The organism is Blautia obeum ATCC 29174, from assembly GCF_025147765.1.
Lineage (GTDB): Bacteria > Bacillota > Clostridia > Lachnospirales > Lachnospiraceae > Blautia_A > Blautia_A obeum.
This window is the reverse complement of sequence record NZ_CP102265.1, coordinates 502853-527500: the sequence shown is the minus strand read 5'-3', so window position 1 is coordinate 527500 and position 24648 is coordinate 502853. Positions and strand designations below refer to the sequence as shown.

The window sequence follows — 24648 nt, the reverse complement described above, 5'->3', positions numbered from 1 at the left end:
ACTTTATCGCAGGTATTTCCTGCGACCAGTCATCCGTTATCTTCTAATCGGTCACTGCTCATTCTGTTCACAGCATTCCTGATTTTTTTATTATATCAAATTTTCTACGGCAATACAATTATCTGCCCCGGATAAATAATTTCCTCCTCTGTCAGACCATTTGCCCGACAGATATCAGCCACTTTTTCCATTGTACCATATCTGGATATACTGATCTGATATAAGGTATCTCCCGGTTTGATCACATATGATGTTCCCGCTTCTGCTGATGAAGTCACTGCGCTATCCGTCACATCCTCGCTTATTTTGTTCTTAGCAGCATTGTTTTCCACTTGTTCCTGTTTCACTCTCCGCTCCGCTTTTCTGGTATCGGATTCTTCCCGATAGATTTCCTGTTCTTTTTCCGAATTCAAAACGTTTTTTGTATCAGTTTCAGCATTATCCTCAGCAGCCATTGATGTTACTGGCGGTGTTTCTGTCGCCGCCGGAGACACTGGAATCGGAGTCAGATCTTTTTTCAACGCAGAAGTTGGCGTAACTGATTTTTTTTCCGTCTGCCTTTCCGCTTTTGTCACTTCCGTTGAATTTGCAGTTCGGGAAACCGTCTCCGTGATCGTATCCGTTATACTCTTATGGTTATAATTTTGATAAAACTGTACACCAACCGTCAGCACAGCCAACACAAGACAGGCTGTTGCCGCATAAGAAAAAACAGAAGCTCTTTCTTCTGTTTCCTGCGTTTCTTCTGTATGTTTCTTTTGAATGATCTTTCGAAAAGTTTTAACCGCGTCGTCTGCAACCAGCTCCTGTTCCGGCTGATTCAGTTCCGGATTCTTTTCCAGCATATACGCCTGCATCTGCGGATTTTTTTCATAATAAATATAATATCCACTCTGTCTCAACAATCTGCCATTGTCATAGCAGAAAAAAGCCTCCTCTTTTTCTACCGGATCCATCAGCATAAGCGCTTTTTCTCCGCCAAAAAGTTTCATATGGATCCGCTGCACGCCTTCTGTCACTTCCATCTGAAGAGATTTCTGCGTCAGGAACCACCCTATAATTTCCTGCCCTGCAAAATAATGTTCTATTTCCTCATGAAGTTTCTGCCATGTAAGATCACTGAACTCTACATGCTCTGCCGAAATCTCCCCTGCCTCTGCCGTCAGAGCTCCCCTGATAAACAGATAGCCTGTACCTGAATTCCATTTTATTTCGCCCGTAAAAACAGCAGCCGCACCTTTTTCCTCTTCTTCCGCCTTTTCTGCTATTTTCTTTAGGAAAGTGTATACATAATCTTCAATATAAATCCGGTATTTTTCATTCGGAATTCCTATCTGACGTATATTTTTGGGGAGGTTAAAACTTTCCTCATTTCCTTTTGCTGTCTGTTTTTCATCTTTGTAGATAACCTCTATCATATATATCACCCCTTCAGGCATCAGAATACCATACAGGAAATGCAGATTTTAGCATAATATAAGAGACACCCCCAAGAATTTAACGACATATTCTGCATGGTGCATATTTTTCTTTTGCTGCGGATACAATAAAGCAGAACCGACAGATCCATTTATAGCATCCAGCTGATGCTCAACCATCGTGAGGAATTTTTATGGCTTTCTATATCAATACAAATCAGCAGGACTGTTCCAGAGAAATCTCTGTTCTGTTAAAAAAATGCATTCTTTCCTATCCCCATCACTGGACAGATCTTGTCTTTCTCTGTATTGGAACCGATCGTGTCACAGGCGACTGTCTTGGTCCCTATGTTGGTCATCGGCTCAGTTCCTTTTGTTTTCCAGGAATATATGTTTACGGAACACTTGTACAGCCTGTACATGCATTAAACCTTTGTGACACACGCAAAGAGATTCTTTCCCGGCATCCGGACAGCCTGATCATTGCTGTTGATGCTTCTTTGGGACAAAAAAAGCACCTGGGATATGTGACCATCGCTAATGGTGCACTGTACCCAGGTGCTGCCGTTCATAAAAAACTGCCGCCTGTCGGCCATATTCATATTACAGGAATCGTCAACACAGCAGGCATGTTGGAACAGCTAACGCTCCAGACCACCCGTCTGTCAACTGTTATTTCCATTGCAGAACAAATCTCCAACGGGATTTTGCTGATGATCCCTCAATCTGATTTTAGACAAACTCTTTGATCTGTTTGTAAATACCTTCTGCATCCAGGCCATATTTCTCAAGAAGAGCAACTGCCGGACCAGATTCTCCAAATACATCATTAATACCGATACGTTTAACCGGTACAGGAGCTTTTTCAGAAAGGCATTCGCATACAGCTCCGCCTAAACCACCAATAATAGAATGTTCTTCTACTGTAACAACCTTGCCGGTCTCTTTGGCTGCTGCTACGATCAGTTCTTCATCCAGTGGTTTGATCGTGTGGATATTGATTACCTTTGCATCAATTCCATCTGCTGCCAGTTTCTCCGCCGCCTCCAGAGAAGCTGCCACACAAAGTCCGTTTGCAACGATAGTAAGGTCTTTTCCCTCACGAAGAACGATGCCTTTGCCCATTTCAAATTTGTAGTCTGGTCTGTCATTGATTACCGGAACTGCCAGGCGGCCAAATCTCATATATACAGGTCCTACATGCTCATATGCAGCTTTTACCATTGCTTTTGCTTCAATATCATCAGAAGGACTCATAACAACCATACCAGGGATTGCTCTCATAAGTGCAAAATCCTCGCAGCACTGATGTGTAGCACCATCTTCACCAACAGAAATACCACCATGTGTAGCGCCTACTTTTACGTTCAATTTCGGATATGCAACAGAGTTGCGAAGCTGTTCATAAGCACGGCCTGCAGCAAACATTGCAAAAGTACTTGCAAACGGAACCTTGCCTGTTGTTGCAAGTCCGGCCGCAATACCCATCATGTTGCACTCTGCAATACCACAGTCAATATGTCTTTCCGGAAATTCTTTTTTGAACATTCCTGTCTGAGTAGCTGCAGCAAGGTCAGCGTCCAGAACAACCAGATCTTCATGTTCTTTTCCAAGCTCTACCAGAGCTGCGCCATAGCTGGCTCTTGTAGCGATTTTCTTTACTTCTGACATAATGCTTCACCTACTTTCTCCAGATCTTCCATTGCCTGTGCATACTGCTCATCATTCGGAGCTTTGCCATGCCATCCGGCCTGGTTTTCCATAAAGGAAACACCCTTACCTTTGACAGTTTTCATAATGATTGCGGTAGGCATTCCTTTGACAGTCTTTGCTTCGTCAAATGCAGCTTTCAGCTGATCCATATCATTTCCGTCTGCTACATTGATCACATGGAAATTAAATGCTTCAAATTTCTTATCAATCGGATATGGAGAGCAAACTTCATCTACTTTTCCATCAATCTGAAGTCCATTATTATCAACAACCACAACAAGGTTGTCCAGTTTACGGAAGCCTGCGAACATAGCTGCCTCCCAAACCTGACCTTCCTGAATCTCACCATCGCCAAGAAGTGTATACACCCTGTAGGATTCGTTGCTCAGTTTTGCAGAAAGTGCCATACCTACTGCTGCTGAGATTCCCTGTCCAAGAGATCCGCTGGACATATCTACACCTGGAATATGTTTCATATCCGGATGTCCCTGCAGATAAGATCCCAGATGACGAAGAGTCTTCAGATCTTCTTTCGGAAAATATCCTCTCTCCGCAAGTACAGAATAAAGTCCCGGTGCTGTGTGTCCTTTAGAAAGGACAAAACGATCTCTGTCTGCTTTCTTCGGATCTTTCGGATCTACGTTCATTTCTTCAAAATACAGATATGTAAATAAATCTGCTGCTGATAAAGATCCGCCCGGATGGCCGGCTTTTGCAGCATGAACTGCGGTCACGATGTCTTTGCGGACTTCGTTCGCAATTTTCTGAAGTTCTAATTTCTCCATGATGTTCAATTTCTCCTTTTAATAATTTGAAGAATAACTATTTCGCCCATAGTTAATCCATAACATGCTTATGCTACAATTAATTCTGACATTAGTCAAGTACAAGGATATAATTCACCAACTTCACGCTGCACCATGACCTTGTATTTACAAAATTCAAGAATCCCGCCACTGATTCACCACCTGCAGAGGTGGGATTCCTCTCACATCTTATATATAATATGTATTATTTGTCACCAAATACAGCTTTGTAGTCTTTCTGGAATTTTTCGATTCCTGCATCTGTCAGAGGATGTTTTGTCATCTGCTCCAGAACTTTGTATGGTACGGTTGCGATATCAGCACCTGCCAGTGCACATTCTGTTACATGGATCGGATGACGAACGCTTGCACAGATGATTTGTGTATCGATTCCAGCAACTTCAAACATTTCAACGATCTGACGGATCAGCGGAAGTCCGTCTGTGGAGATATCATCCAGTCTTCCAAGGAACGGAGATACATATGTAGCACCTGCTCTTGCAGCAAGTAAAGCCTGGTTGGCAGTAAAGATCAGAGTAACATTTGTTTTGATTCCTTCTTTTGAAAGAATTTTGACAGCTTTCAGACCTTCTACTGTCATAGGAATCTTTACAACCATGTTTGGATGGATCTTGGCAATCTCACGTCCTTCTGCGATCATACCTTCTGCATCTGTTGTTGTAGCTTTTACTTCTCCGCTGATCGGTCCGTCAACGATCTCTGTGATTTCTTTGATCACTTCGTTGAAGTCTCTTCCTTCTTTTGCGATCAGGGACGGGTTTGTGGTAACACCACAGATAATTCCCATGTCATTTGCCTTACGAATGTCATCTACATTTGCTGTGTCGATAAAAAATCTCATTTTAATTCCCTCCTGAGTTTTTGCTCTGTTTTTTTGATATTTTCATTATAACAGACCAAACATGAAGGTCAAGAGGCGCCAGAATTATTAATAAATTTTCTATTAATAATATCAATTTTTATAAATAAATTATTGCTTTATTTACGATTTTTGATCTATAAGCGCCTTGAAAATCCAAGTTTTCTCAGTAGTCTCACTGATATTTACATCAAATTATTAATAATAATTTTATTATACATATTTATTTTATTTTTTCCGTCATTCCATCCGGATCCGGAATCTTTCTTTTTGTATTTGCATAGGCAGTCGTCTTACGAGTGATCAGTTTCGGGGTATATTCAATATTATAAAGACTGGTTGGCTGCAGTCCTGCCGAATAAAACTGGTCATTCATCATGATCTTGCGAATAATGATATCACAGGCATCTCTGCCTTTCAGCGCAACAAAATGATCGATCGTTGTTAACGAAAGTCTCCGGATGCCAGAATAAAAAGTATCATCACATCCAATGACTGAAACATCTTTCGGCACACGTATTCGGGATTCTTCCAGCGCATCGATCGCGCCAAGAGCCATCATGTCGTTCTGGCCGGCAATTGCCGTAAAGTTTCTGTCCTCTTTCAACAATTCCATTGTCAGCTGATATCCCATAGAATATTCCGAATCCATTTTTGGCAGCGTACGGTCAACAGATTCATCTGCTGCTTTGATCAATACATGCCCAGCCAGTCCTTCCTTCTCATATTCTTTCACAAAACCATCCACTCTTCTGGAGCGCTGCCACTGTCGTCTGGTCAGAGGCGGTGTGATAAATGCCACATCTCTGTGCCCCAGATCCAGCAAATGGCGTGCCATCAATCTTCCGACCATTGTATTGTCCTGGTTGATCGCGTCTACTGTCGTTGTCTTTTCTTTATTGCTGATAATAACAAGGGGAATCCTCCTTGCCAGTTCCTCCACCTTTTTCTGAAAGTCCGGATGAGGATTACATGCATAGATGATTCCCTGCGGGTCCATCGTGCTGATCATACGCAGATATTTTTCTTCCAGCCCCGCATCTCTCTGTGTGTTGCAGGTAAAAACGCCATACCCCTTCTCATTGGCAACCGATTCAATTCCCTGAAGAAGCAGTACATAATAAGGACTGGTCAGCGTAGGACACAGTACAACGATCAGTTTTTCTTTTCTTGTGTTGCTTTTGTTTTTGCGATGAGGCAGTTCATAGCCCAGCTCTCTGGCTGCACATTCTACCTTTTCCACCGTTTCGGCCGAAAAAGAAACATTGCTTCTGCGGTTCAGAATCATAGAAACAGTCGCCTGTGAAACTCCGGCTTTTTCTGCCACCTGTGAGGAAGTTGCCTTCTTTTTTGCCAATATTCTTTCTCTCTTTCTGCTGTCTGCGTGAAGCTGTATCAGAGATCCACTCTTCCTTCCAGCGCACGAAGCAGCGTTACTTCGTCAATATATTCCAGGTCTCCGCCTACCGGAACTCCACTTGCGATCCTGCTGACACGGATTCCTGTAGGTTTGATCAGCTTACTGATATACATTGCAGTTGTCTCACCTTCCAGACTGGAATTGGTGGCAATGATCACTTCTTTGATATCTTCTGTCTGCAGGCGCTTCATAAGTTCTTTGAGACGGATATCATCCGGTCCGATTCCCAGCATCGGCGATATTGCACCATGAAGCACATGATAAACCCCTTCGTATTTGCCGGTTTTTTCATAAGCTGCAAGATCTCTGGTATTTTCTACAACCATAATAGTACTCGCATCTCTCTTGGGATTGCTGCAGATCGGACAGAGTTCCTGGTCTGTCAGCGTACAGCACTTCTTGCAGTAACGGATCTTCTCACGAGCACCCGTGATCGAAGAGGTCAGCTGTTCAACCTGGTCTTTTGGCATATTCATAATATGAAATGCCAGTCTCTGCGCCGACTTCGGTCCGATTCCCGGCAGATGAGACAGCTGTTCGATCAGCTTGTTGATATGTGTGCTGTAATATTCCATCAGAAGGGAAGGCCTCCGCCTAAACTTCCGAGTCCTCCTGTCAGTTTTGACATTACTGCTGCTGATTCTTCTTCAACTTTGCGAAGTGCCTCATTCGTAGCTGCCACGATCAGATCTTCCAGCATTTCAATATCGTCCGGATCAACTACTTCTTCTGCAAGTTTTACCTTTGTCACTTCACGTTTACCGGAAACAGTAACCTCCACAGCTCCGCCGCCTGCTGCTGCTGTAAATTCTTTTTCTTCCAGAGCCTTCTGATTCTCTTCCATCTGACGCTGCATTTTCTGCGCCTGTTTCATCAAATTATTCATGTTACCCGGCATTCCCATGCCCGGAAATCCTCCACGTTTTGCCATTTTATAAATCCTCCTGATGATATTTAATATATGAAAACCGCCTGTGCGGGATTCTTTGATAATATTTATTCTTCCGGCTCAGATCCAGGTGTTTCTTCGATCACAACATCCATATGGATATTCTCACGGATTGCCTGATCGACTGTGATCTGTGTCAGATTTGTCTGCTGGTGGTCCTCTGCTACAAGCATATGAAGTTCAATGCTCTTTCCAAGCTTCTGTTCAATGATCGTCTGCAATTCTTTCTTTGCGTCAGAATCATCCGGATAAAGCCTGCCAAGAGGTGTCTGGAATTCCACATACAGTATTGGTTCACCAGTCTCTCCATTGTATTTCGGCACAGACTGAAGCAACGCCTGTTTGAAAGCTGCTGTAGTCTGTCCAACGATCATCTTCCAGCTTGCCACTATCTTCTGCAGGTCTTCCGGAGCAGCCTTCTGTGGCGGCTTCGGCGGTTCTGCCTGCGCAGCTGTTGCTTCGCTTCCCGGTGCTGCCGCACTCTGTACGACTACCTGCTGTACCGGGCGTTCCTCTATCTTCTGCTCCAGTACACGGATACGATCCAGAACAGAATCCAGGTTCGTCTCCATTGCCGGACGGCAGAGTTTGATCAGAGCAATTTCCACAAGCACTCTTTTTTGTGTTGCAAAACGAATCTGATTGGACAAATCTGAAAAAATACGAATATATCTCATCAATGTATCACTGTCCGTCATCTCACTCTCTTCTTTGAGAAGTTTCAGATTCTCAGAAGAAACATCTATCGCTTCTTCCGGATTATCCGAAGTCTTGACAAGAAGAAGATTCCGCATGTACCAGGTAAAATCACCTACAAACTGACTCAGTTCTCTTCCTCCCACAATCAGCTCTTCCAGAATGCGAATTGCAGATGTCACATCTCCGGCAAGCACCTTGCGAAGGAGTCTGCTGAATACTTCTGTATCGACAGCGCCCAGCACATCCAGCACTTTATCATAGGTAAGTGTCTGCCCCAGATAAAACGCAATACACTGATCCAGAAGGCTGAGTGCATCTCGCATGGATCCGTCTCCTGCCTTTGCCACATAACGAATTGCTTTTTCTTCTGCTTCCACGCCTTCAACTTTCAGAAGTTCTGACAACCGTGCGGCGATCGTATCGATTGAGATCCTGTGGAAATCATACCGCTGACATCTGGACAAAATCGTAATCGGAATCTTGTGGGCCTCGGTTGTTGCCAGAATAAAGATCACATAAGACGGCGGTTCTTCCAGTGTCTTGAGCAGGGCATTAAACGCACCAGTAGAAAGCATATGCACCTCATCGATGATATATACTTTGTACCTGCCCTCTGTCGGGCGATACGTAACCTCTTCCCGAATCTCTCGAATATTATCCACACCGTTATTGGAGGCAGCATCGATCTCGATCACGTTCATGGAAGTACCCGCCTGAATGGCTTTGCACATCTCACATTCATTACAAGGACTTCCATTCACCGGATGCTCACAGTTGACTGCTTTTGCCAGGATCTTGGCTACCGTTGTTTTACCGGTACCCCTTGTTCCGCAAAAAAGATATGCATGTCCGATACGGTTTGCGTTGATCTGATTGGTAAGCGTGGTCACAATGTGATCCTGCCCTTTGACGTCTTCAAAATTATCGGGCCTGAACTTTCGGTACAGGGCAGTATAACTCATGAATACACTCCTCTCCTGCTGCCCGGGAATATCATATTTGCAGAAATATTCTCAGGCATTAAGCCGCCGCAGGAAAACTCCCGCGGCGGTCGTTGTTCTCTCTGTTATAACTCCTGTCAGTCTCCGAAGCTGATACCGATCTGTTTGGCAGCTTTGACGATCTGATCTTTCGGTGAAACCATTTTCAGTTTGCCCGCACATTCAGCAAGCGGAACCCTCTTGATCTTGCCGTTGATGACGCCGATCATAATTCCGTAATCTTCATCCAGAATTGCCTCTGCTGCACCGGCACCGATTCTTGTAGAAAGTACACGGTCATACGGACACGGTTCTCCTCCACGCTGAATATGTCCCGGAACTGTAACACGTACTTCGCTGCCGATCACCTGATTGATCTGATCCGCGATCTCATAAGAAACAGACGGATATTTCTTCGCTCTGACTTCGAGTTTTTCTTTATATTTTTTCTTCGGAAGTTCTGCATCTTCTTTTGAAATTGCACCTTCAGCAACGGCAAGGATCGTAAAACGTTTTCCTGCTTTATTTCGTTTCTCGATCGCAGCACATACTTTCTTGATATCGTACGGAATCTCCGGAATCAGAATAATATCTGCACCGCCGGCAATACCTGCATGGAGAGTCAGACTTCCGACTTTGTGTCCCATGATCTCAACGATAAATACACGGCCGTGAGATGTTGCTGTTGTATGAATACAGTCGATTGCATTCGTAGCAATATTTACCGCACTCTGGAAACCAAATGTCATATCTGTTCCATAAATATCATTATCGATCGTTTTTGGCAGATGAATGATATTCAGACCTTCTTCTCTCAGAAGATTGGCTGTCTTCTGCGTTCCGTTTCCACCAAGAATAACCAGACAGTCCAGACACAATTTGTAATAGGTCTGCTTCATAGCTTCAACCTTATCCAGTCCTTTTTCATCCGGCACGCGCATCAGTTTAAACGGCTGACGGGATGTACCAAGTATCGTACCACCGCGGGTCAGAATTCCGGAAAAATCTTTTGCTGTGAGCATATGATATTTTCCATAGATCAGTCCTTTATATCCGTCATCAAATCCATAAACTTCCAGGTCTTCCACTGCATTTGACAGGGCTTTTACAACACCTCTCATAGTTGCATTCAGAGCCTGGCAGTCACCACCGCTTGTTAATAAACCAATTCTTTTGATCATCGTAGATTTTCCTCCTTACAGTGTAAGTGTGTAACTGTTCACAGCTAATATCCCGCGAGGTGTTTTGCCATGAATATGGCAAAATCCCGAGACATACGGGGCAAAATGCCATCACCGAAGGTGATTTGGAATGCATTTTGACCAAGTTACTGTGAACGGAGTGAACAGTAACGTAAGTGTTGTTTACTATTATATAATACTTTACCCCTACTTGACAAGTATTCAAAAATCGTCTATACTTAAAGTCCGCGCAGCCGGGGAGATAGCGGTGCCCTGTACCTGCAATCCGCTACAGCAGGGGTGATGCCAATCTGAGGTTTGTCTCCTGTGGAGCTGCCCTTTATAAGTGGCGTTGACGTTTGGGTCTCACGCAACAGGAATCTGTGAACCGTGTCAGGACAGGAATGTAGCAGCACTAAGCAGAAGCTCTTGTGTGCCGTGAGGGTGCCTGGGCCGAGTTAACTGTAAAGGTAACGTTCATGGGAACATTTCGAAGTGCGGCGCGCGGAAAAAAGATTATTCTGCTCTGTGGATATCATTTCCATAGAGTATTTTTTTATGCAATAAGACCGGAAACAGAGGAATTCTCTTTCCTTCTGTCTCCGGTCTTATGTTTTTGGCTTAAAATTTTGGTTTATTCTAAAGTCTGTTTTTGGGATCAGACTTTATGCACATTTTTTATTTACAGATATCAGCAACGACCTGATTGATCAGTTTGCCATCTGCTTTACCTTTGAGATCTCCCATAACCGCTTTCATGATCTGACCTTTATTCTTGGTGGCAAGCACATCTGCAAATTTTTCTTCCAGGTATGTGCGGATTTCTTCTGCGCTCATCTGCTGTGGCGCATATTTTGCAATCACATCATATCTTGCCTGATATTCAGCGCGAAGATCATCACGGCTTTCCGGACAGGTATCCAGCTGTTCTTTGACTGTTTTCATTTCTTTCAGGATCACACGGTCAACCAGTGCTTCCGGAACATCCTCTCTGCAGCCTTCATCAATGGCAGCTTTTTTTACTGCTGATACCAGTGAAGACACTGCATCCTTCGTTGTTTTATCTTTTGCTTTCATGGCAGCAACCATGTCTTTTCTTAATGCTTCCAGTGTCATTTCAAAATCCTCCTCGTATTTTCTTTTTCTTATCATATCACTTCCGGAACAAAAAACAAGGGGCTTGCTTTTTAATCAGCCCGGGTCTGTTCCTGTTCTGCCTGCTGCTTCGCAAGCATTTTCAGACGTTTTTTCTTTTCGCGGAGTTCCCGAAAAAAATCCGACAGCATCATCGAACATTCTTCTTCCAGAACACCACGGGTAATTTTTACCTGATGATTAAAATTGTCTACCTGCAAAAGATTCAGGACCGATCCTGCACAGCCTGCTTTTGGGTTCATACTTCCGATCACAACCTCATCAATTCTGGACTGTACCAGTGCTCCGGCGCACATCTGACATGGCTCCAGTGTCACATACATCGTACATCCTTCCAGCCGCCAGTCGCCCAGTTTTTTGCTTGCTTTACGGATCGCATTCAGTTCCGCATGTGACAATGTATTTTTATCTGTATTTCTTCTGTTGTATCCTCTCGCAATGATTTTTCCGTCCGATACGATCACGCAGCCAATCGGCACTTCTTCCAGTGCCCGCGCTTTTTTTGCCTGTCGGATGGCTTCTTTCATAAAACGCTCCTGTTCTGTCAAAAGATTCTCCTCCTGATCGTTGTTGCTCTTTTCAAATCAGTATAGTAAAAGTCGGTTGCAAAATCAATGAGGAAAATTTAAAATAGAATTCATACGTCCGGCACTGCAAACTGTCGGATTACTCAACTTTCTAAAGACAGGAATGATAATTATGCCAGCAATTCATGGATTAAACAAAACAACTTTACTGGATTATCCAGGAAGGATAGCCGCTACGATCTTTCTGGGAAGCTGCAACTTCCGCTGTCCGTTCTGTCAGAACAGTTCTCTTGTACTGCATCCGGCAGATGAACCAGTGATCCCGGAAGAAGAAGTACTCTCTTTCCTGAAAAAACGCCGCGGAATTCTGGACGGTGTCTGTATTTCCGGCGGAGAACCTACCCTTGCTTCTGATTTGGAAGATTTTATCTGCAAAATACATGCCCTCGGGTATCCTGTCAAACTGGATACCAACGGAACTCGGCCTGACGTCTTGAAGCATCTGGCCGAAAGAGGACTGATTCAAAAGGCAGCCGTGGATATCAAGGCCTGTCCTGATAATTATCCTTCTCTCACAGGCATGATGCATCCGGATCTGACCGCCATTCAGGAAACTGTTTCTTTTCTGCTCCACGGAAAACTCGATTACGAATTTCGGACCACAGTTGTAAAGGAACTACATAATGAAAATGATTTCATTCAGATCGGCCAATGGCTGAAAGGAGCCAAAGCCTACTATCTCCAGGCTTACAGAGACTCCGATGAAGTCCTGCAGCCTGGCTTCAGTAGTTATTCCCTTGAAGAACTTGAACACTTCCGCGAAATTTTACTGACGACCATCCCACTTGTCGAAATCCGAGGTATCGATTAAACGATACCAATATCCACCTTTCCTTCCCGGAATCTGAATATGTCTGCTTTCTTTGAAATATGGAAAGCCAAACATATTTGCCATGAAGCGCTCCTGTTGATCATACGCCCCAGGGATGCCAAGAACCATCTGGCCACATTTATTTCTGCACAAAAGAAGATGTCCGAAATTATAAGAGCCATACTGTACGAAGCGATTATTTCGAAGCATACAGGCCCTTCGTCCAAGATGACACAGATCCTGTGGTGAGATCTTACGGCAGTCACTCAGCTCCCCGTCAGAAAAAGCATCGCAGGGAGTCCCCGGAAGAGGGCACGATGGGTGTGGTTTATCATGTTCATGAAGCATTTCCTCAGAAACTAGATCTGAAGCATCTGATTCCTGCACAGACTGCGAGTGCAGTTCCTGCTGTGTTGTTTCTTCCTTCTGTACATTTTCTGCCTGCTCCGTCCGGTCATCCCTATCTTGCTCAGGTGCCTCTGTCTTTGATTCTGCAATTTCTTCTTCAGAGCTTCTCTCTGTCTCCGACAGATCTGGCTGCGTTTCCGGTATCATCTTTTTCTCCACCACTCGGAAGTTTCCCGGCCGGATCATCTGATCATCCCATTCGGTTCCAAAAAATCCACCCTGCTCTGTTACAAAAATCATTCCCCCCATTTCATCCAGAGATTTTCCACTGTCTCCCATATTCCCTGCAGATATTTCCAGAATGCACTCCACCTTACCTTCTCCCGTTACACAGCCTCCAAGAAGAATTCCGTCCAACAGCCCCCTGTTCCGTACAAATCCATAAACACTGCATGTGGACTCCGGCATCAGTCCCGGACACTGCAGATGCAGTTCGATTCTGCAGATCTCACCCCGTACTTCTATTTTTACAAATCCACAGTTGCTTCCCTTCTTCTCTTTCTGGTATTCATATACATAAGCCACAAAACGTCGGTACTCAGCCAAGCAGCTTCCTCCCGTTTTTTTCATATCACTTATATATATGCAAAAAATCCCGGAAGATCACTCTTCCAGGATATTGTTTTCCCTCCACATATAGAATGCTGACCGAATCCATTTCTTCAAAGCAGTACGCATCTCTTCTTTCAGCTGATTTTTTCCTTCAGCCGATGCAATGCAACCCGGTAGTGAAGGATAGAATCCTGTATACTTTTCATTTTCTTTCAAGGTTTCATAAGGTGTTTCCCAGAATATCTCAAAGAATTCCTTTTCATCTATGATACCTTCTTCGAGCATCCTGCACATACCATCTACTCCTTTGTGATACAGAGGAAGTTTCTGTTCTCTTCCTGTAACCGAATCCTTAATCCGGTATTTTTCCTGAATCTCACCACTGCAAAACCAGCTGTCATAAATCCGCTGAAATTTTTCGGCATCCAGTCCGTATTCCTTTTTCATGATCTCTGCATATCGAACGGACCGCTTCATAGAGTCCGCATTGTTCTGTGCAATAATGCAAAGGAGTGTCACTGCTTTTATCCAATCTTTATCCATATTTTCCTCATTCATCCTTCCAGTATTTCCTGATCATATTTTTTGTCTACTGCGATATCTGATTGCAAATGTTTCCTTATCACGAAACATTATACCTAAAATCTTCTCTATCATCAATACATAGAACTTTCTTTATTGCGAAATATTAGGATATGGAGAAAATATGATACAGAAGATCAGAATGGATATGAGTATTGGCAGCAATATTCAGAAAAGGCGCTACCAATGTAAACTCAAACAGGATCAGGTCATTGCAAAAATGAATCTGATGGGTATTCCGATCTCCAAGAGCAGTTATGCCAAGATTGAAACCAATCGTATGAATATCAAAGTCAGCGAACTGGTTGCTCTGGCCAAGATTCTGGACTGTGAAGTAGGAGACTTTTTCAAAGATTTAAAATAAAATTTCATCTGTCATTTGTTGTTATATTTTCGTTGCCTGTAGTACAAATTGCGCTACGGTTTTTTTATTTTAAGCAAAAATACTCTTTATCTCTGTGAATTCACACTTGGGCTCATGGCAATGCTTCTGTTTCTGAATCTCTATCTTTCACAGAAAATGTTCCATATGTTGAAGCGCATGCACAAATCAATTGTGTGCGAAGGTGTGGAAACAGAAGTAATCGCTGATTTCCTTAAAAATGAAGGATGTAATGAGATTCAGGGATTCCTTTATTATCGTCCAATGTGTATTGGAGATTTTGAGACTGTTATGCATATACAGAACGCAGTGTGATCCACACAATTCTTTATACTGGAAAAGTCAGCCAGGTTTTTTCTGTTTAATTTGTTTGAATCCTGTAAACAAAATATACTATATAATAATTTAAATCAACAAAAAAACTTTTTGTAACTTTTTTGAAAAAGCCTGTTGACATTTCCATATCTCTATAATATAATATGTCTTGCGTTGAACGACGAAACAAAAACAAATAACGAAGTGTGGCTCAGTTTGGTAGAGCGCTGCGTTCGGGACGCAGAGGCCGCAGGTTCAAATCCTGTCACTTCGACTACTTGGCAGGGGCGCCGAAATTCTTGGAAATCAAGAGTTTCGGTGTTTTTTTGCGTTTAAAAAGAGATTCCGGAAAATGGGCGTGAAATCAACGGTCACAAATTTAGTCACGAATCCCAGTCAGCTTATTCAGCAGTTCCTAGCGCATTCTTTCTCTTGCAAGTAAGCATAAAATAGATTATATTTATAAATAAGATATTTATTTAACAAGCATAAAGAAAAAACGTCTGCATCAAACAGGCGGAACAGGAGTCTTCTTATGATCGATGTAAAAAGTATCAGTACGCACTGTACAAGAACAGAATTTGTCGGAACAACCGTCCTGGATACGATCGGACTGGTGATTTCCGGTATTGATGATACATTATTAAAAGAAATGAATGTCGGAATGAAATACCACGCCCTTGGACTTTTCAGTTCCCGAACCGGTGCTGCCGGACAGATCACAGCAATCGATGATGCCGTAAAAGCAACCAACACCGAAGTTCTTTCCATTGAGTTTCCACGAGACACCAAAGGTTGGGGTGGTCATGGAAACTATATTGTAATCGGCGGCAACGATGTTTCAGATGTACGTCATGCAATCGAGCTTGGCCTCGAACTTACAAAGAAAAATGCAGGAGAGCTTTATATCAGCGAATCCGGTCATCTGGAATTCACTTATTCCGCAAGCGCGGGAGCTGCACTGCAGAAAGCATTTCATGCCGTACCAGGCGAGGCCTTCGGCTTCATGGCAGGATCTCCTGCTGCAATTGGTCTTGTAATGGCCGATACCGCTATGAAAGCATCTGCCGTAAATATCACCTGTTATATGACGCCAAGTATCGGAACCAGTCACTCTAACGAAGTGATTCTCGGTATCTCCGGCGATGCCAGTGCTGTTAAAGCAGCGGTACTGGAAGCCCGTCAGGTTGGACTGGAACTTCTGATCGGCATGGGCAGCTATCCGGAAATCCCAGGAACTCCATATCTGTGATACTCAACAATATATTTTCAGTCAAAAAAGCTGTCTGGTCAAACCAGACAGCTCTTTTTATTATTCTTATATTTAATTTAACTGGTATACATCCGCATACTGTAATCCAAAACTCAGTGCCTCACTGTGACTGCTACAGTAAATGTCAACATGGCCATAAGGAGTTCCGAGATCTTCTACTGTATAAACATTTCCATTGATCAGAAGTTTGGTTCCAAACGGTACCCCTGCCATTGCAACAGTACGTCCTGCCACTGGTGTTGTACCACTTGCGGTTGCATTTCCAGCTGTTCCGCAGCACTGTGCGCAGTTACAGTATCCTGTCAGTTTAAAATTACCAAGGTAAGTTCCCTGACTGGAAGAGCTGGTCTCTGAAGAACTTGTATCAGAAGAACTACTGCTCGTCTCTTCAGCTGTTGCACTGTCTGAAGATGTATCTTCGGAGTAATCACTGCTGTCCGTTGAAGATGTATCCTCTGTATATGTGGTATCTTCACTGCCGGAAGAAGTATCCTGTGCTTCTGAAGTATATCCAGATTCATCCACTACATCTGTTTCTTCATCTGTTTCTTCATCTGTATTTTCATCCTGTGCAGCTTCTGCTGTTTCCTGTGCGGCTGCTGCTTCTGCCGCTGCAGCTTCAGCAGCTTTTTCCTGTTCAGCCTCTTCCATCAGCTGTGAAATACTACTGTCTGCACTGTTCACCTGAGTCATAAGAGCATCTGCTTCTTCCTGACTTGCACTGATCTGGTTTACATAGGAATTGATATTGTCACTGGTCGATGCCACCAGATTCTGTACTTCCTGCTGCTTAGAGCTTTTCTCTGTAAGAAGATTTCCAATAGAAGCAGACTCTTCTTCGACCTGAGTTTCCTGAGTCTTGATTGCTTCCTGTGTCTCCTCATATTTCTTCAGCATGTTTCTGTCATATGTAGAAATTGTAGCCACATTGTTTGCCTGATTCATAAAATCAGAAAGATTGTCAGATGACAAAAGCATTTCAAGCATAGTACTTCCACCATGCTCGTACATGTACTGGATACGAATCTTCATTGCCTCGTACTGGTCCTGTGCATTCTGCTTTGCCACTTCAAGCTGAGCCTTTACATTCTTAAGCTCCTCTTCTTTCTCGGCAGCCTCAATGCTGAGCTGTGAAATACTGTCTGTAAGTTCATTATATTGGGAATTCAGTTCTGCAAGGTAGGACTCCAGTTCCTGTTTCTTGCTTTCCAGCCCGCTGATATTCGCCTGGGCCTGCGCAAGTCCTGCCTGTGCTTCCTGCTTCTGTGCCTGTGCAGCTGCAATCTGATCTTCTGTGGAAGCAAATACGGTTGTTCCCATAGATACGGTCACTGCACATGCCAGCAGCAGTGAAAGAACTTTCTTACTCTTCATAAAAACACCTCTTAAATATTTTGTAGGTTAAGTATAACACATTCTCACAAATAATCAATACTTTCATTTCATTTTTGTAACATTCATGTAACATTTCACATTTTTATACCCTGAAATCCAGTAGATTTTGCCTCCAAAATTCTAAATTATTACAGAATCATTTCATTTTTTACATATTTTTCCAGAAACATAAAAGATCCAGGAACACAGGATTTATCCCATGTCCCCGGATCTTATTATTTCTTATTTAGAGATTCAAAAATCGGCTGATCTGTCTGCAGCCACTGTATTTATTCAACTGCTTCTTCCAGTTCCTCTTCCGGTTCTGCATCCAGCATTTCCTGATACTTTTCAAGAATCAGTGTCTGGATCCTATCTCTGGTACGGGAATTGATCGGATGCGCAATGTCTCTGTATTCACCATCTGTAGCTTTGCGGCTCGGCATTGCAATAAACAGTCCCTTCTCGCCTTCAATTACTTTGATATCATGAACTACAAATTCTTCATCAATCGTAATCGAAACGACCGCCTTCATCTTTCCTTCCTTCGCAACTTTTCTCACACGTACGTCTGTAATATTCATCGTGCCTGCCCCTTTCATTTTCATACGCATTTCTTTATTTTACAGATTACAAGCTGCTGTCTTCAGCAATTATAATCCATAGCGTTCATTTTTTTCAACAACGATCCTGACTTTTCCGTCTTCGCCTTTATAGCTGGAATTCGCCCGAATCGTATCCCGGCTCTCAACAATACAATTCTCTATGACAGTGTTATCTCCGATATACACATCATTAAGGATCACTGAATTCCTTATCACACAATTATTGCCGACATATACACTCTTGAACAGTACTGAATTCTCTACTGTACCATTGATAATGCAGCCACTCGCAACAAGACTGTTCTTCACCTCTGCCCCAGGATTATACTTGGCCGGCGGAAGATCGTCGATCTTTGTTTTGATTCCCGGTTCCTGTCTGAAGAAATAATTACGGATCTCCGGCTGCAGAAATGCCATATTGGTACGATAATAAGCTTCTGCATCAGAAATATTACTCCAGTAATCCTCTGTCTTATAACCATAAATTCGTTTCAGGTTTTTGTAACGGATCAGGATGTCATTTACAAAATCATGTCTGCCTTCCTGTGCAGCCCGCTCGATCAGTTCGATCAGCAGCCTTCTTCTTACAACGTAAATACCTGTTGATATTGTATTATAAGAAGAAACGATCGGTTTCTCTTCGAACTCCACAATTCTGCCATCGTCATTCATACGAAGCACGCCAAAGCGCTCTACCTCATTCTGGTCCCGGCATGTTGTGCAGACAACTGTAATATCTGCCCGTTTCGCAATATGATATTCAAGGACTTTATTATAGTCCATCTTATACACACAGTCACCGGATGCAATGATTGCATAAGGTTCATGACTCTTTTTCAAAAAATCAATATTCTGATAAATGGCATCTGCTGTTCCCTGATACCATAAGCTGTTATTCTTGGTAATCGTAGGAGTGAATACAAACAGACCTCCCTGCTTTCTTCCAAAATCCCACCATTTTGAGGAACTCAAATGTTCATTTAACGATCTTGCATTGTACTGCGTCAGAACTGCAACTTTCTGAACATGGGAATTTGCCATGTTGCTCAGGGCAAAATCGATGCTTCGATAACTTCCTGCAACAGGCATCGCTGCAATCGCCCTCTTGTCCGACAGTTCTCTCATGCGGTTGTTATTTCCGCCGGCCAGAATAATTCCAATTGCTCTCATGCCTGCTCACCATCCTTTGCTTTAATGATCTGTCCACTTTCCAGGATTCCTCCCGGATAATCTTCTGTCGCTGTCACTCCGGATATTGCAGTATTTCTTCCTATTTTAACGTTATCCGGAATTACGCTCTGTTCTCCCACAGTCGCAAGTCCGAATGCATATACAGCCGGCTTCAACACATTTTCTGCTTCTTCGCCACATACAAGTGTTACATGATTGCCAACCGTAACATTCTCTGCCACGATTGCTTTATCCAGAACGGAATCTTCTCCGATCACTGTATTTCTCATAATGATCGAATCGCGTACCACAGTGCCCTTACCGATCACTACATTTGGTCCGATCACTGAATGATGAACTTCGCCATAGATTTCCGCACCTTCGCCTATAATGCACTGGTCTGTCACGGCATCTTCTGCAATATACTGCGGTGGAATGATATCACCCTTGGTGTAGATCTTCCAGAATTCTTCATAAAGGTTGAACTCCGGTATGATATCGATCAACTCCATATTGGCCTCCCAGTAAGATCCAAGTGTTCCCACATCTTTCCAGTAGCCATTGTATTCATATGCGAACAGTCTCTGTCCGTTCTCTTTACAATAAGGAAGAATATGTTTTCCAAAATCACAGTTGCTCTGATCTTTCAGCGCGATCAGTGCCTCTTTGAGTACCGGCCAGCTAAATATGTAAATTCCCATGGAAGCAAGATTACTGCTTGGTTTCTCCGGTTTCTCTTCAAATTCTGTCACACGCCCTGATCCATCAGTTACCATGATGCCGAAACGGCTGGCTTCCTCCATCGGAACCGGCATACAGGCAATCGTGACATCTGCCTTGTTTGCCTTATGATAATTCAGCATCACTTCATAATCCATTTTATAAATATGGTCACCTGACAAAATCAATACATAATCCGGATTGTACTGCTGCATGTAATCCAGATTCTGAAAGATCGCATTAGCGGTTCCTGTATACCATTCACTGTTTGTACTCTTCTCATATGGAGGAAGTACCGTAACTCCGCCCTCATTTCGATCCAGATCCCACGGAATACCAATTCCGATATGCGTATTCAGACGCAGCGGCTGATACTGTGTCAGTACACCAACTGTGTCGATACCAGAATTAATACAGTTACTTAATGGAAAATCAATAATGCGGTATTTACCGCCAAAAGCGACTGCAGGTTTCGCAACCTTTTGTGTCAGTACTCCCAGTCTGCTGCCCTGACCACCCGCCAGAAGCATGGCGATCATTTCTTTTTTCATCATCTCGCAATCACCTCTTGTATGTTATGATTTTCCATTATATCATACTTTTTTGCATCCGTGAACATAATTTACAATTTTTTTGATTTTTTCTTCTGTTTTTTATATTTTTTGCACACGTTTTTTTTACTTCAGAAAAACAATACAGTACTTTTTATGTATGTTTTGCACAATTATTCTTCTATTATATTGGTATATTTGCACATTGTTCTCATAAAAAGTAACACTTTTCATTTTTATCTGACAGAGGTATAATAAAAAGCATTAAAGATAAGGAGATTTTTATTATGTATCAGATAGACTTTCATAAACCGCTCTCCATCCATTTCATTGGTATCGGCGGCATCAGTATGAGTGGACTGGCTGAAATTCTTCTTGAAGAAGGTTTTACAATTTCCGGTTCTGATTCCAAAAAAAGCCCTCTGACCAGTCTTCTGGAAAGCAAAGGTGCGAAAATTTACTATGGTCAACGCGCCTCCAATATTTCCGATTCTGTTCAGGTGGTTGTCTATACAGCAGCTATTCACCCGGATAACCCGGAATTTGCATGTGCAAAAGAAAAAGGCATTCCGATGCTGACCAGAGCGCAGCTTCTTGGTCAGATCATGCGCAACTATGATACTTCCATCGCAGTTGCCGGAACACATGGCAAAACCACGACCACATCCATGCTTTCTCACATTCTTCTCAAAGGTGAATGTGACCCGACCATCAGTGTAGGCGGTATCCTGCCTGCAATCGGCGGTAATATCCGTGTTGGACAGTCTGAAACCTTCCTGACAGAAGCATGCGAATATACCAACAGCTTCCTGAGCTTTTTCCCAACCATCGGGATCATTCTGAATATTGATGCGGATCATCTTGATTTCTTCAAAGATATTGATGATATCCGTCATTCCTTCCGCACATTTGCAGAACTTCTCCCGGCAGAAGGTGCACTCATCATTAATGCAGATACACCAAAATACGAAATGATCACAGAAAATCTTCCATGTAAAGTGATCACCTACGGTCTGGAACACGATGCTGAATACACAGCCACAGACATTACTTATGACGAACTTGGCCATGCAACCTTCCATGTTCTTCACAACGGAGAAGACCTGGGCACATGTTCTCTGAAAGTGCCTGGCATTCACAATGTATCCAATGCTCTGGCATCTATCGCTGCAGGACAGCTTCTTGACCTGTCTACAGAAGTGATCTTTGATGGTCTGAAAGATTTCGGCGGTACAGACCGCAGATTCCAGTATAAAGGCAAAATTGGCGATGTAACGATCATTGATGATTATGCGCATCATCCGACAGAGATTGAAGCCACCCTTCACGCAGCCAAAAATTATCCACATAAGAAGATCTGGTGTGTATTCCAGCCTCATACTTATACACGTACCAAAGCCCTTCTTCCGGAATTTGCCAAAGCTCTTACCCTTGCAGATCACGTCGTACTGGCTGATATCTATGCTGCACGTGAAACGGATAATCTTGGCATTTCTTCCAGAAATCTGCAGGAAAAAATCGTCGAACTCGGTACTCCATGTGAATACTTCCCGACCTTCGACGAGATTGAAAACTTTTTATTAGAAAATTGTACACAGGGCGACCTGTTGATAACTATGGGCGCCGGAGACGTTGTAAATATTGGTGAACAGCTCCTTGGCAAATAAGTTATCCACATTATCCACATGTTTATACACATTTTTATATGCGTATGGCATGTGGATTTTTTATGCAAAACTGGTTCACATAATATTTTGTCGATTTTTCATATTTTTTGCGATAATATACGAAATTTCGCCATTTTTCGCGGTTGCACATAATTTTATCCTCCATGTACTTTCCACATTATCCACATTATCCACATTCATTTGTGGAAATCCTCTGTAGAAAAATCGCCTATTCTCATTTGAAAAATGTTGTGCTATAATCCAAGTGTTCCAAAACAGCCGCATTATTGCGGAAAAGTCATAACTGTTCACAGGTAATATCCTGATGAAATGAACAGCATCGGAAAGTGAGCGATATTTCATGGCAATGATCACATTACATAATGCCTCCCTCCCGGAGGTTACGATCTTATCGAACACATTTATTGATAATTATATGCCGGAAGCTAATGGAGAGTTTGTAAAAGTATATATCTACCTTTTGCGTGCACTTTCCAGTGCTCCGGTTTCTTTCAGTCTGGAGCAGATGGCAGACCGTCTTCTCTGCACCGAGAGAGATATTCTCCGTGCACTGAAATACTGGGCCAAACAGCAGCTTCTTACTCTTGATTTCACAGACAATAATAAGCTTTGCGGAATTTCTCTTCTCACTCCTGTAGCTCCTTCCAGTCCGACGGATGCCGTGCAGGATGAGATTTCCGTTACTTCCGAACAGCCGAAGGACCAGCCTGTTGTCCGTACAGAAGCACTTACTCCGGACCGTGTAAATGAACTGAAACAAAACGAAGATATCATCCAGCTTCTTTATGTAGCCGAACAATATCTTGGCAAAACACTTTCACCTACAGAAATTCAAAAGATGCTTTTCTTCTATGATGGCCTTGGCATGTCTGCTGACCTGATCGAATATCTGATTGAATATTGCGTGGGCCACAATCACAAGAGCATCCGCTACATCGAGAAGGTGGCTCTTGCCTGGGCTGAGGAGGGAATTACCTCTGTGGAAGAAGCCAAGCAGTCCGGCTCCCGATATAATAAAGACTATTTTTCTATTCTCAAGGCTCTCGGAATCACCAACCGCAATCCCGTAGAGACAGAGATCACACTGATGGACACCTGGCTTCGAACCTATGGCTTTTCCATGGAGGTCATCCAGGAAGCCTGCAACCGTACTGTCCTTCAGACAGGTCAGGCCAGCTTCCAGTATACAGACAAGATTCTGGAAGGCTGGAAAAAGAAAGATGTACATACGATCGATGACATCCATACTCTGGATACCGAACACAAGAAACGCCGTCAGGACCGGAAAGCAGCATCCTCCAAACCTGCACAGCCTTCCAATAACCGTTTCAATAACTTCCAGCAGCGAGAATACAACTTCGACGAATATGAGAAGCATCTATTGAACCAGTAAAGTTACCGTGAACGAAGTGAACAGTAACCCAGTAAAGGAGAGTACCGTGGCTTTACAGAATTTTCAGTATGATATTATTATGAGAGAATACAGCCGGCGTCAGTCCCAGGTGCAGCATGATCTGGAAGAACGCCGCAAAGAAGCATTTATCCGTGTTCCACGCCTGCTGGAGATTGATCAGGAGGTTGCAGCCTTGAGTGCCAGAAAAGCCCGTTCTCTTCTGCAGGGTGAATCCGATACTGTAGAAGATCTCAAAAAAGACGTGGCCGCTCTGGCTCAGGAACGCCGTACACTTCTTCGCAGCAACGGATTTTCTGATGATTATCTGGAACCTCATTATTTCTGTCCACTCTGTCAGGATACTGGCTATGTTGACGGACAAAAATGTTCCTGTTTCAAAAAATCCGAGGTCGAATTACTGTACACACAGTCAAATCTTAAAGAGATTCTCAAAAAAGAGAACTTTGAACACTTTTCTTTTGACTGGTATTCTGATACAATGAAGAACGAAGCAACCGGATTAACAGCCCGCGAAACAGCAAAACGGGCTTATAATACTGCCCGGAACTTTGTAGATGATTTTGACAAGCGCGCACAGAACCTATTTCTGTACGGTAGCACCGGAGTAGGCAAGACCTTTCTCTCTCACTGTATTGCCAGCGAGCTTCTCAAAACCGCACACTGTGTTCTGTATTTTTCTGCATTTGATCTGTTTGACCGTCTGGCTCAGACAGCTTTTTCCAGAAAATCCGAAACAGACCCGGGTGATGATTTTATCCTTGACTGTGATCTTCTGATCATAGATGATCTTGGGACAGAGCTTACCAACAGTTTTGTCTCCTCGCAGTTATTTTTGTGTATTAACGAACGTATTTCCCGTCGTAAATCCACGATCATATCTACAAATCTGAAACTTGAAGATTTTTCAGCCACCTATTCCGAGAGAACTTTTTCCCGGATAGCAAGTAATTACCAGATGCTGAAGCTTATCGGCAAAGACATCCGAATACAGAAAATATTTTTAGGAGGAAAATAA

Annotated in this window: 25 protein-coding genes, 1 tRNA gene and 1 other RNA gene; 10 read left to right on the top strand and 17 right to left on the bottom strand. The window is 43.1% G+C overall.

Annotated elements, in window-relative coordinates:
- Positions 1-104: 104 nt before the first annotated feature.
- Positions 105-1418, bottom strand: coding sequence for a LysM peptidoglycan-binding domain-containing protein (locus NQ503_RS02420; RefSeq protein WP_154648304.1), 1314 nt, complete (start codon positions 1416-1418; stop codon positions 105-107).
- Positions 1419-1612: 194 nt separating this feature from the next.
- Here NQ503_RS02420 and yyaC point away from each other — a divergent pair, with 194 nt between their 5' ends.
- On the top strand, positions 1613-2167 hold the full coding sequence (gene yyaC / locus NQ503_RS02415) for a spore protease YyaC (protein WP_005422649.1): 555 nt from the start codon (positions 1613-1615) through the stop codon (positions 2165-2167).
- On the opposite strand, the gene NQ503_RS02410 is transcribed toward yyaC, so the two are convergent.
- The 8 genes from NQ503_RS02410 to NQ503_RS02375 form a co-directional block, all read right to left on the bottom strand.
- A complete protein-coding gene (locus NQ503_RS02410) occupies positions 2151-3089 on the bottom strand; it encodes a transketolase family protein (protein ID WP_005422648.1) in 939 nt (312 codons plus the stop codon). The genes yyaC and NQ503_RS02410 overlap by 17 nt on opposite strands.
- A complete protein-coding gene (locus NQ503_RS02405) occupies positions 3077-3919 on the bottom strand; it encodes a transketolase (protein WP_287776335.1) in 843 nt (280 codons plus the stop codon). The genes NQ503_RS02410 and NQ503_RS02405 overlap by 13 nt, the downstream gene beginning before the upstream one ends.
- Before the next feature lie 223 nt (positions 3920-4142).
- A complete protein-coding gene (gene fsa / locus NQ503_RS02400) occupies positions 4143-4799 on the bottom strand; it encodes a fructose-6-phosphate aldolase (RefSeq protein WP_005422638.1) in 657 nt (218 codons plus the stop codon).
- Positions 4800-5040: 241 nt separating this feature from the next.
- Positions 5041-6174 (bottom strand): LacI family DNA-binding transcriptional regulator, encoded by a 1134-nt coding sequence (locus NQ503_RS02395; RefSeq protein WP_044924950.1) that lies wholly within the window; start codon positions 6172-6174, stop codon positions 5041-5043.
- Positions 6175-6212: 38 nt separating this feature from the next.
- Positions 6213-6812, bottom strand: a complete 600-nt coding sequence (recR, locus tag NQ503_RS02390) for a recombination mediator RecR (protein ID WP_005422636.1) — start codon at positions 6810-6812, stop codon at positions 6213-6215.
- Positions 6812-7168: a YbaB/EbfC family nucleoid-associated protein gene (locus NQ503_RS02385; RefSeq protein WP_005422635.1), complete on the bottom strand. Its 357-nt coding sequence runs from the start codon at positions 7166-7168 to the stop codon at positions 6812-6814. The genes recR and NQ503_RS02385 overlap by 1 nt, the downstream gene beginning before the upstream one ends.
- A 65-nt stretch (positions 7169-7233) precedes the next feature.
- Positions 7234-8847: a DNA polymerase III subunit gamma/tau gene (gene dnaX / locus NQ503_RS02380; protein WP_005422634.1), complete on the bottom strand. Its 1614-nt coding sequence runs from the start codon at positions 8845-8847 to the stop codon at positions 7234-7236.
- Positions 8848-8963: 116 nt separating this feature from the next.
- Complete coding sequence (locus NQ503_RS02375) at positions 8964-10046, bottom strand: 6-phosphofructokinase (RefSeq protein WP_005422633.1); 1083 nt, start codon at positions 10044-10046, stop codon at positions 8964-8966.
- A gap of 246 nt (positions 10047-10292) precedes the next feature.
- Here NQ503_RS02375 and ffs point away from each other — a divergent pair.
- An RNA gene (gene ffs / locus NQ503_RS02370) (signal recognition particle sRNA large type) lies at positions 10293-10554 on the top strand.
- Positions 10555-10724: 170 nt separating this feature from the next.
- Here ffs and NQ503_RS02365 read toward each other — a convergent pair.
- Both NQ503_RS02365 and tadA read right to left on the bottom strand, forming a co-directional pair.
- Entirely contained in the window at positions 10725-11162 is a 438-nt protein-coding gene (locus NQ503_RS02365; RefSeq protein WP_022388570.1) for a GatB/YqeY domain-containing protein, read from the bottom strand.
- A gap of 71 nt (positions 11163-11233) precedes the next feature.
- Positions 11234-11749, bottom strand: coding sequence for a tRNA adenosine(34) deaminase TadA (gene tadA / locus NQ503_RS02360; protein WP_044924947.1), 516 nt, complete (start codon positions 11747-11749; stop codon positions 11234-11236).
- Positions 11750-11900: 151 nt separating this feature from the next.
- Between tadA and NQ503_RS02355 the strand changes: the two genes are divergently transcribed.
- Entirely contained in the window at positions 11901-12599 is a 699-nt protein-coding gene (locus NQ503_RS02355) for an anaerobic ribonucleoside-triphosphate reductase activating protein (protein ID WP_044924944.1), read from the top strand.
- Here NQ503_RS02355 and NQ503_RS02350 read toward each other — a convergent pair.
- The gene (locus tag NQ503_RS02350) at positions 12555-13553 is read right to left on the bottom strand and encodes a DUF6128 domain-containing protein (protein ID WP_044924942.1); all 999 of its coding nucleotides are present in this window, start codon (positions 13551-13553) and stop codon (positions 12555-12557) included. The two genes, NQ503_RS02355 and NQ503_RS02350, sit on opposite strands and share 45 nt — an antisense overlap.
- A gap of 57 nt (positions 13554-13610) precedes the next feature.
- Entirely contained in the window at positions 13611-14102 is a 492-nt protein-coding gene (locus NQ503_RS02345; RefSeq protein WP_022388566.1) for a hypothetical protein, read from the bottom strand.
- 166 nt (positions 14103-14268) lie between these two features.
- On the opposite strand from NQ503_RS02345, the gene NQ503_RS02340 reads away from it, so the two are divergent.
- The 4 genes from NQ503_RS02340 to pduB all read left to right on the top strand — a co-directional run bounded on the left by NQ503_RS02340 (position 14269) and on the right by pduB (position 16090).
- Positions 14269-14505, top strand: coding sequence for a helix-turn-helix domain-containing protein (locus NQ503_RS02340; RefSeq protein ID WP_044924953.1), 237 nt, complete (start codon positions 14269-14271; stop codon positions 14503-14505).
- A 177-nt stretch (positions 14506-14682) separates the two neighbouring features.
- Complete coding sequence (locus NQ503_RS02335) at positions 14683-14838, top strand: hypothetical protein (RefSeq protein ID WP_242650122.1); 156 nt, start codon at positions 14683-14685, stop codon at positions 14836-14838.
- 200 nt (positions 14839-15038) lie between these two features.
- Positions 15039-15112 (top strand) — tRNA-Pro (locus NQ503_RS02330).
- 261 nt (positions 15113-15373) lie between these two features.
- On the top strand, positions 15374-16090 hold the full coding sequence (pduB, locus tag NQ503_RS02325; protein ID WP_005422606.1) for a microcompartment protein PduB: 717 nt from the start codon (positions 15374-15376) through the stop codon (positions 16088-16090).
- 72 nt (positions 16091-16162) lie between these two features.
- On the opposite strand, the gene NQ503_RS02320 is transcribed toward pduB, so the two are convergent.
- From NQ503_RS02320 to NQ503_RS02305, 4 genes are all read right to left on the bottom strand, one after another.
- The gene (locus NQ503_RS02320) at positions 16163-17485 is read right to left on the bottom strand and encodes a PcsB-like coiled-coil domain-containing protein (RefSeq protein WP_005422605.1); all 1323 of its coding nucleotides are present in this window, start codon (positions 17483-17485) and stop codon (positions 16163-16165) included.
- Positions 17486-17775: 290 nt separating this feature from the next.
- Positions 17776-18069, bottom strand: coding sequence for a septation regulator SpoVG (gene spoVG, locus NQ503_RS02315; RefSeq protein ID WP_022388557.1), 294 nt, complete (start codon positions 18067-18069; stop codon positions 17776-17778).
- Between the two features lie 69 nt (positions 18070-18138).
- On the bottom strand, positions 18139-19260 hold the full coding sequence (gene glgD, locus NQ503_RS02310; RefSeq protein WP_005422599.1) for a glucose-1-phosphate adenylyltransferase subunit GlgD: 1122 nt from the start codon (positions 19258-19260) through the stop codon (positions 18139-18141).
- Positions 19257-20534, bottom strand: a complete 1278-nt coding sequence (locus NQ503_RS02305) for a glucose-1-phosphate adenylyltransferase (RefSeq protein WP_259893147.1) — start codon at positions 20532-20534, stop codon at positions 19257-19259. The genes glgD and NQ503_RS02305 overlap by 4 nt, the downstream gene beginning before the upstream one ends.
- Before the next feature lie 284 nt (positions 20535-20818).
- On the opposite strand from NQ503_RS02305, the gene murC reads away from it, so the two are divergent.
- The 3 genes from murC (at position 20819) to NQ503_RS02290 (ending at position 24648) form a co-directional block, all read left to right on the top strand.
- Positions 20819-22198, top strand: a complete 1380-nt coding sequence (gene murC, locus NQ503_RS02300) for a UDP-N-acetylmuramate--L-alanine ligase (protein WP_005422590.1) — start codon at positions 20819-20821, stop codon at positions 22196-22198.
- A gap of 361 nt (positions 22199-22559) precedes the next feature.
- Positions 22560-23612, top strand: a complete 1053-nt coding sequence (locus NQ503_RS02295; RefSeq protein ID WP_005422586.1) for a DnaD domain protein — start codon at positions 22560-22562, stop codon at positions 23610-23612.
- 46 nt (positions 23613-23658) lie between these two features.
- On the top strand, positions 23659-24648 hold the full coding sequence (locus NQ503_RS02290) for an ATP-binding protein (protein WP_044924937.1): 990 nt from the start codon (positions 23659-23661) through the stop codon (positions 24646-24648).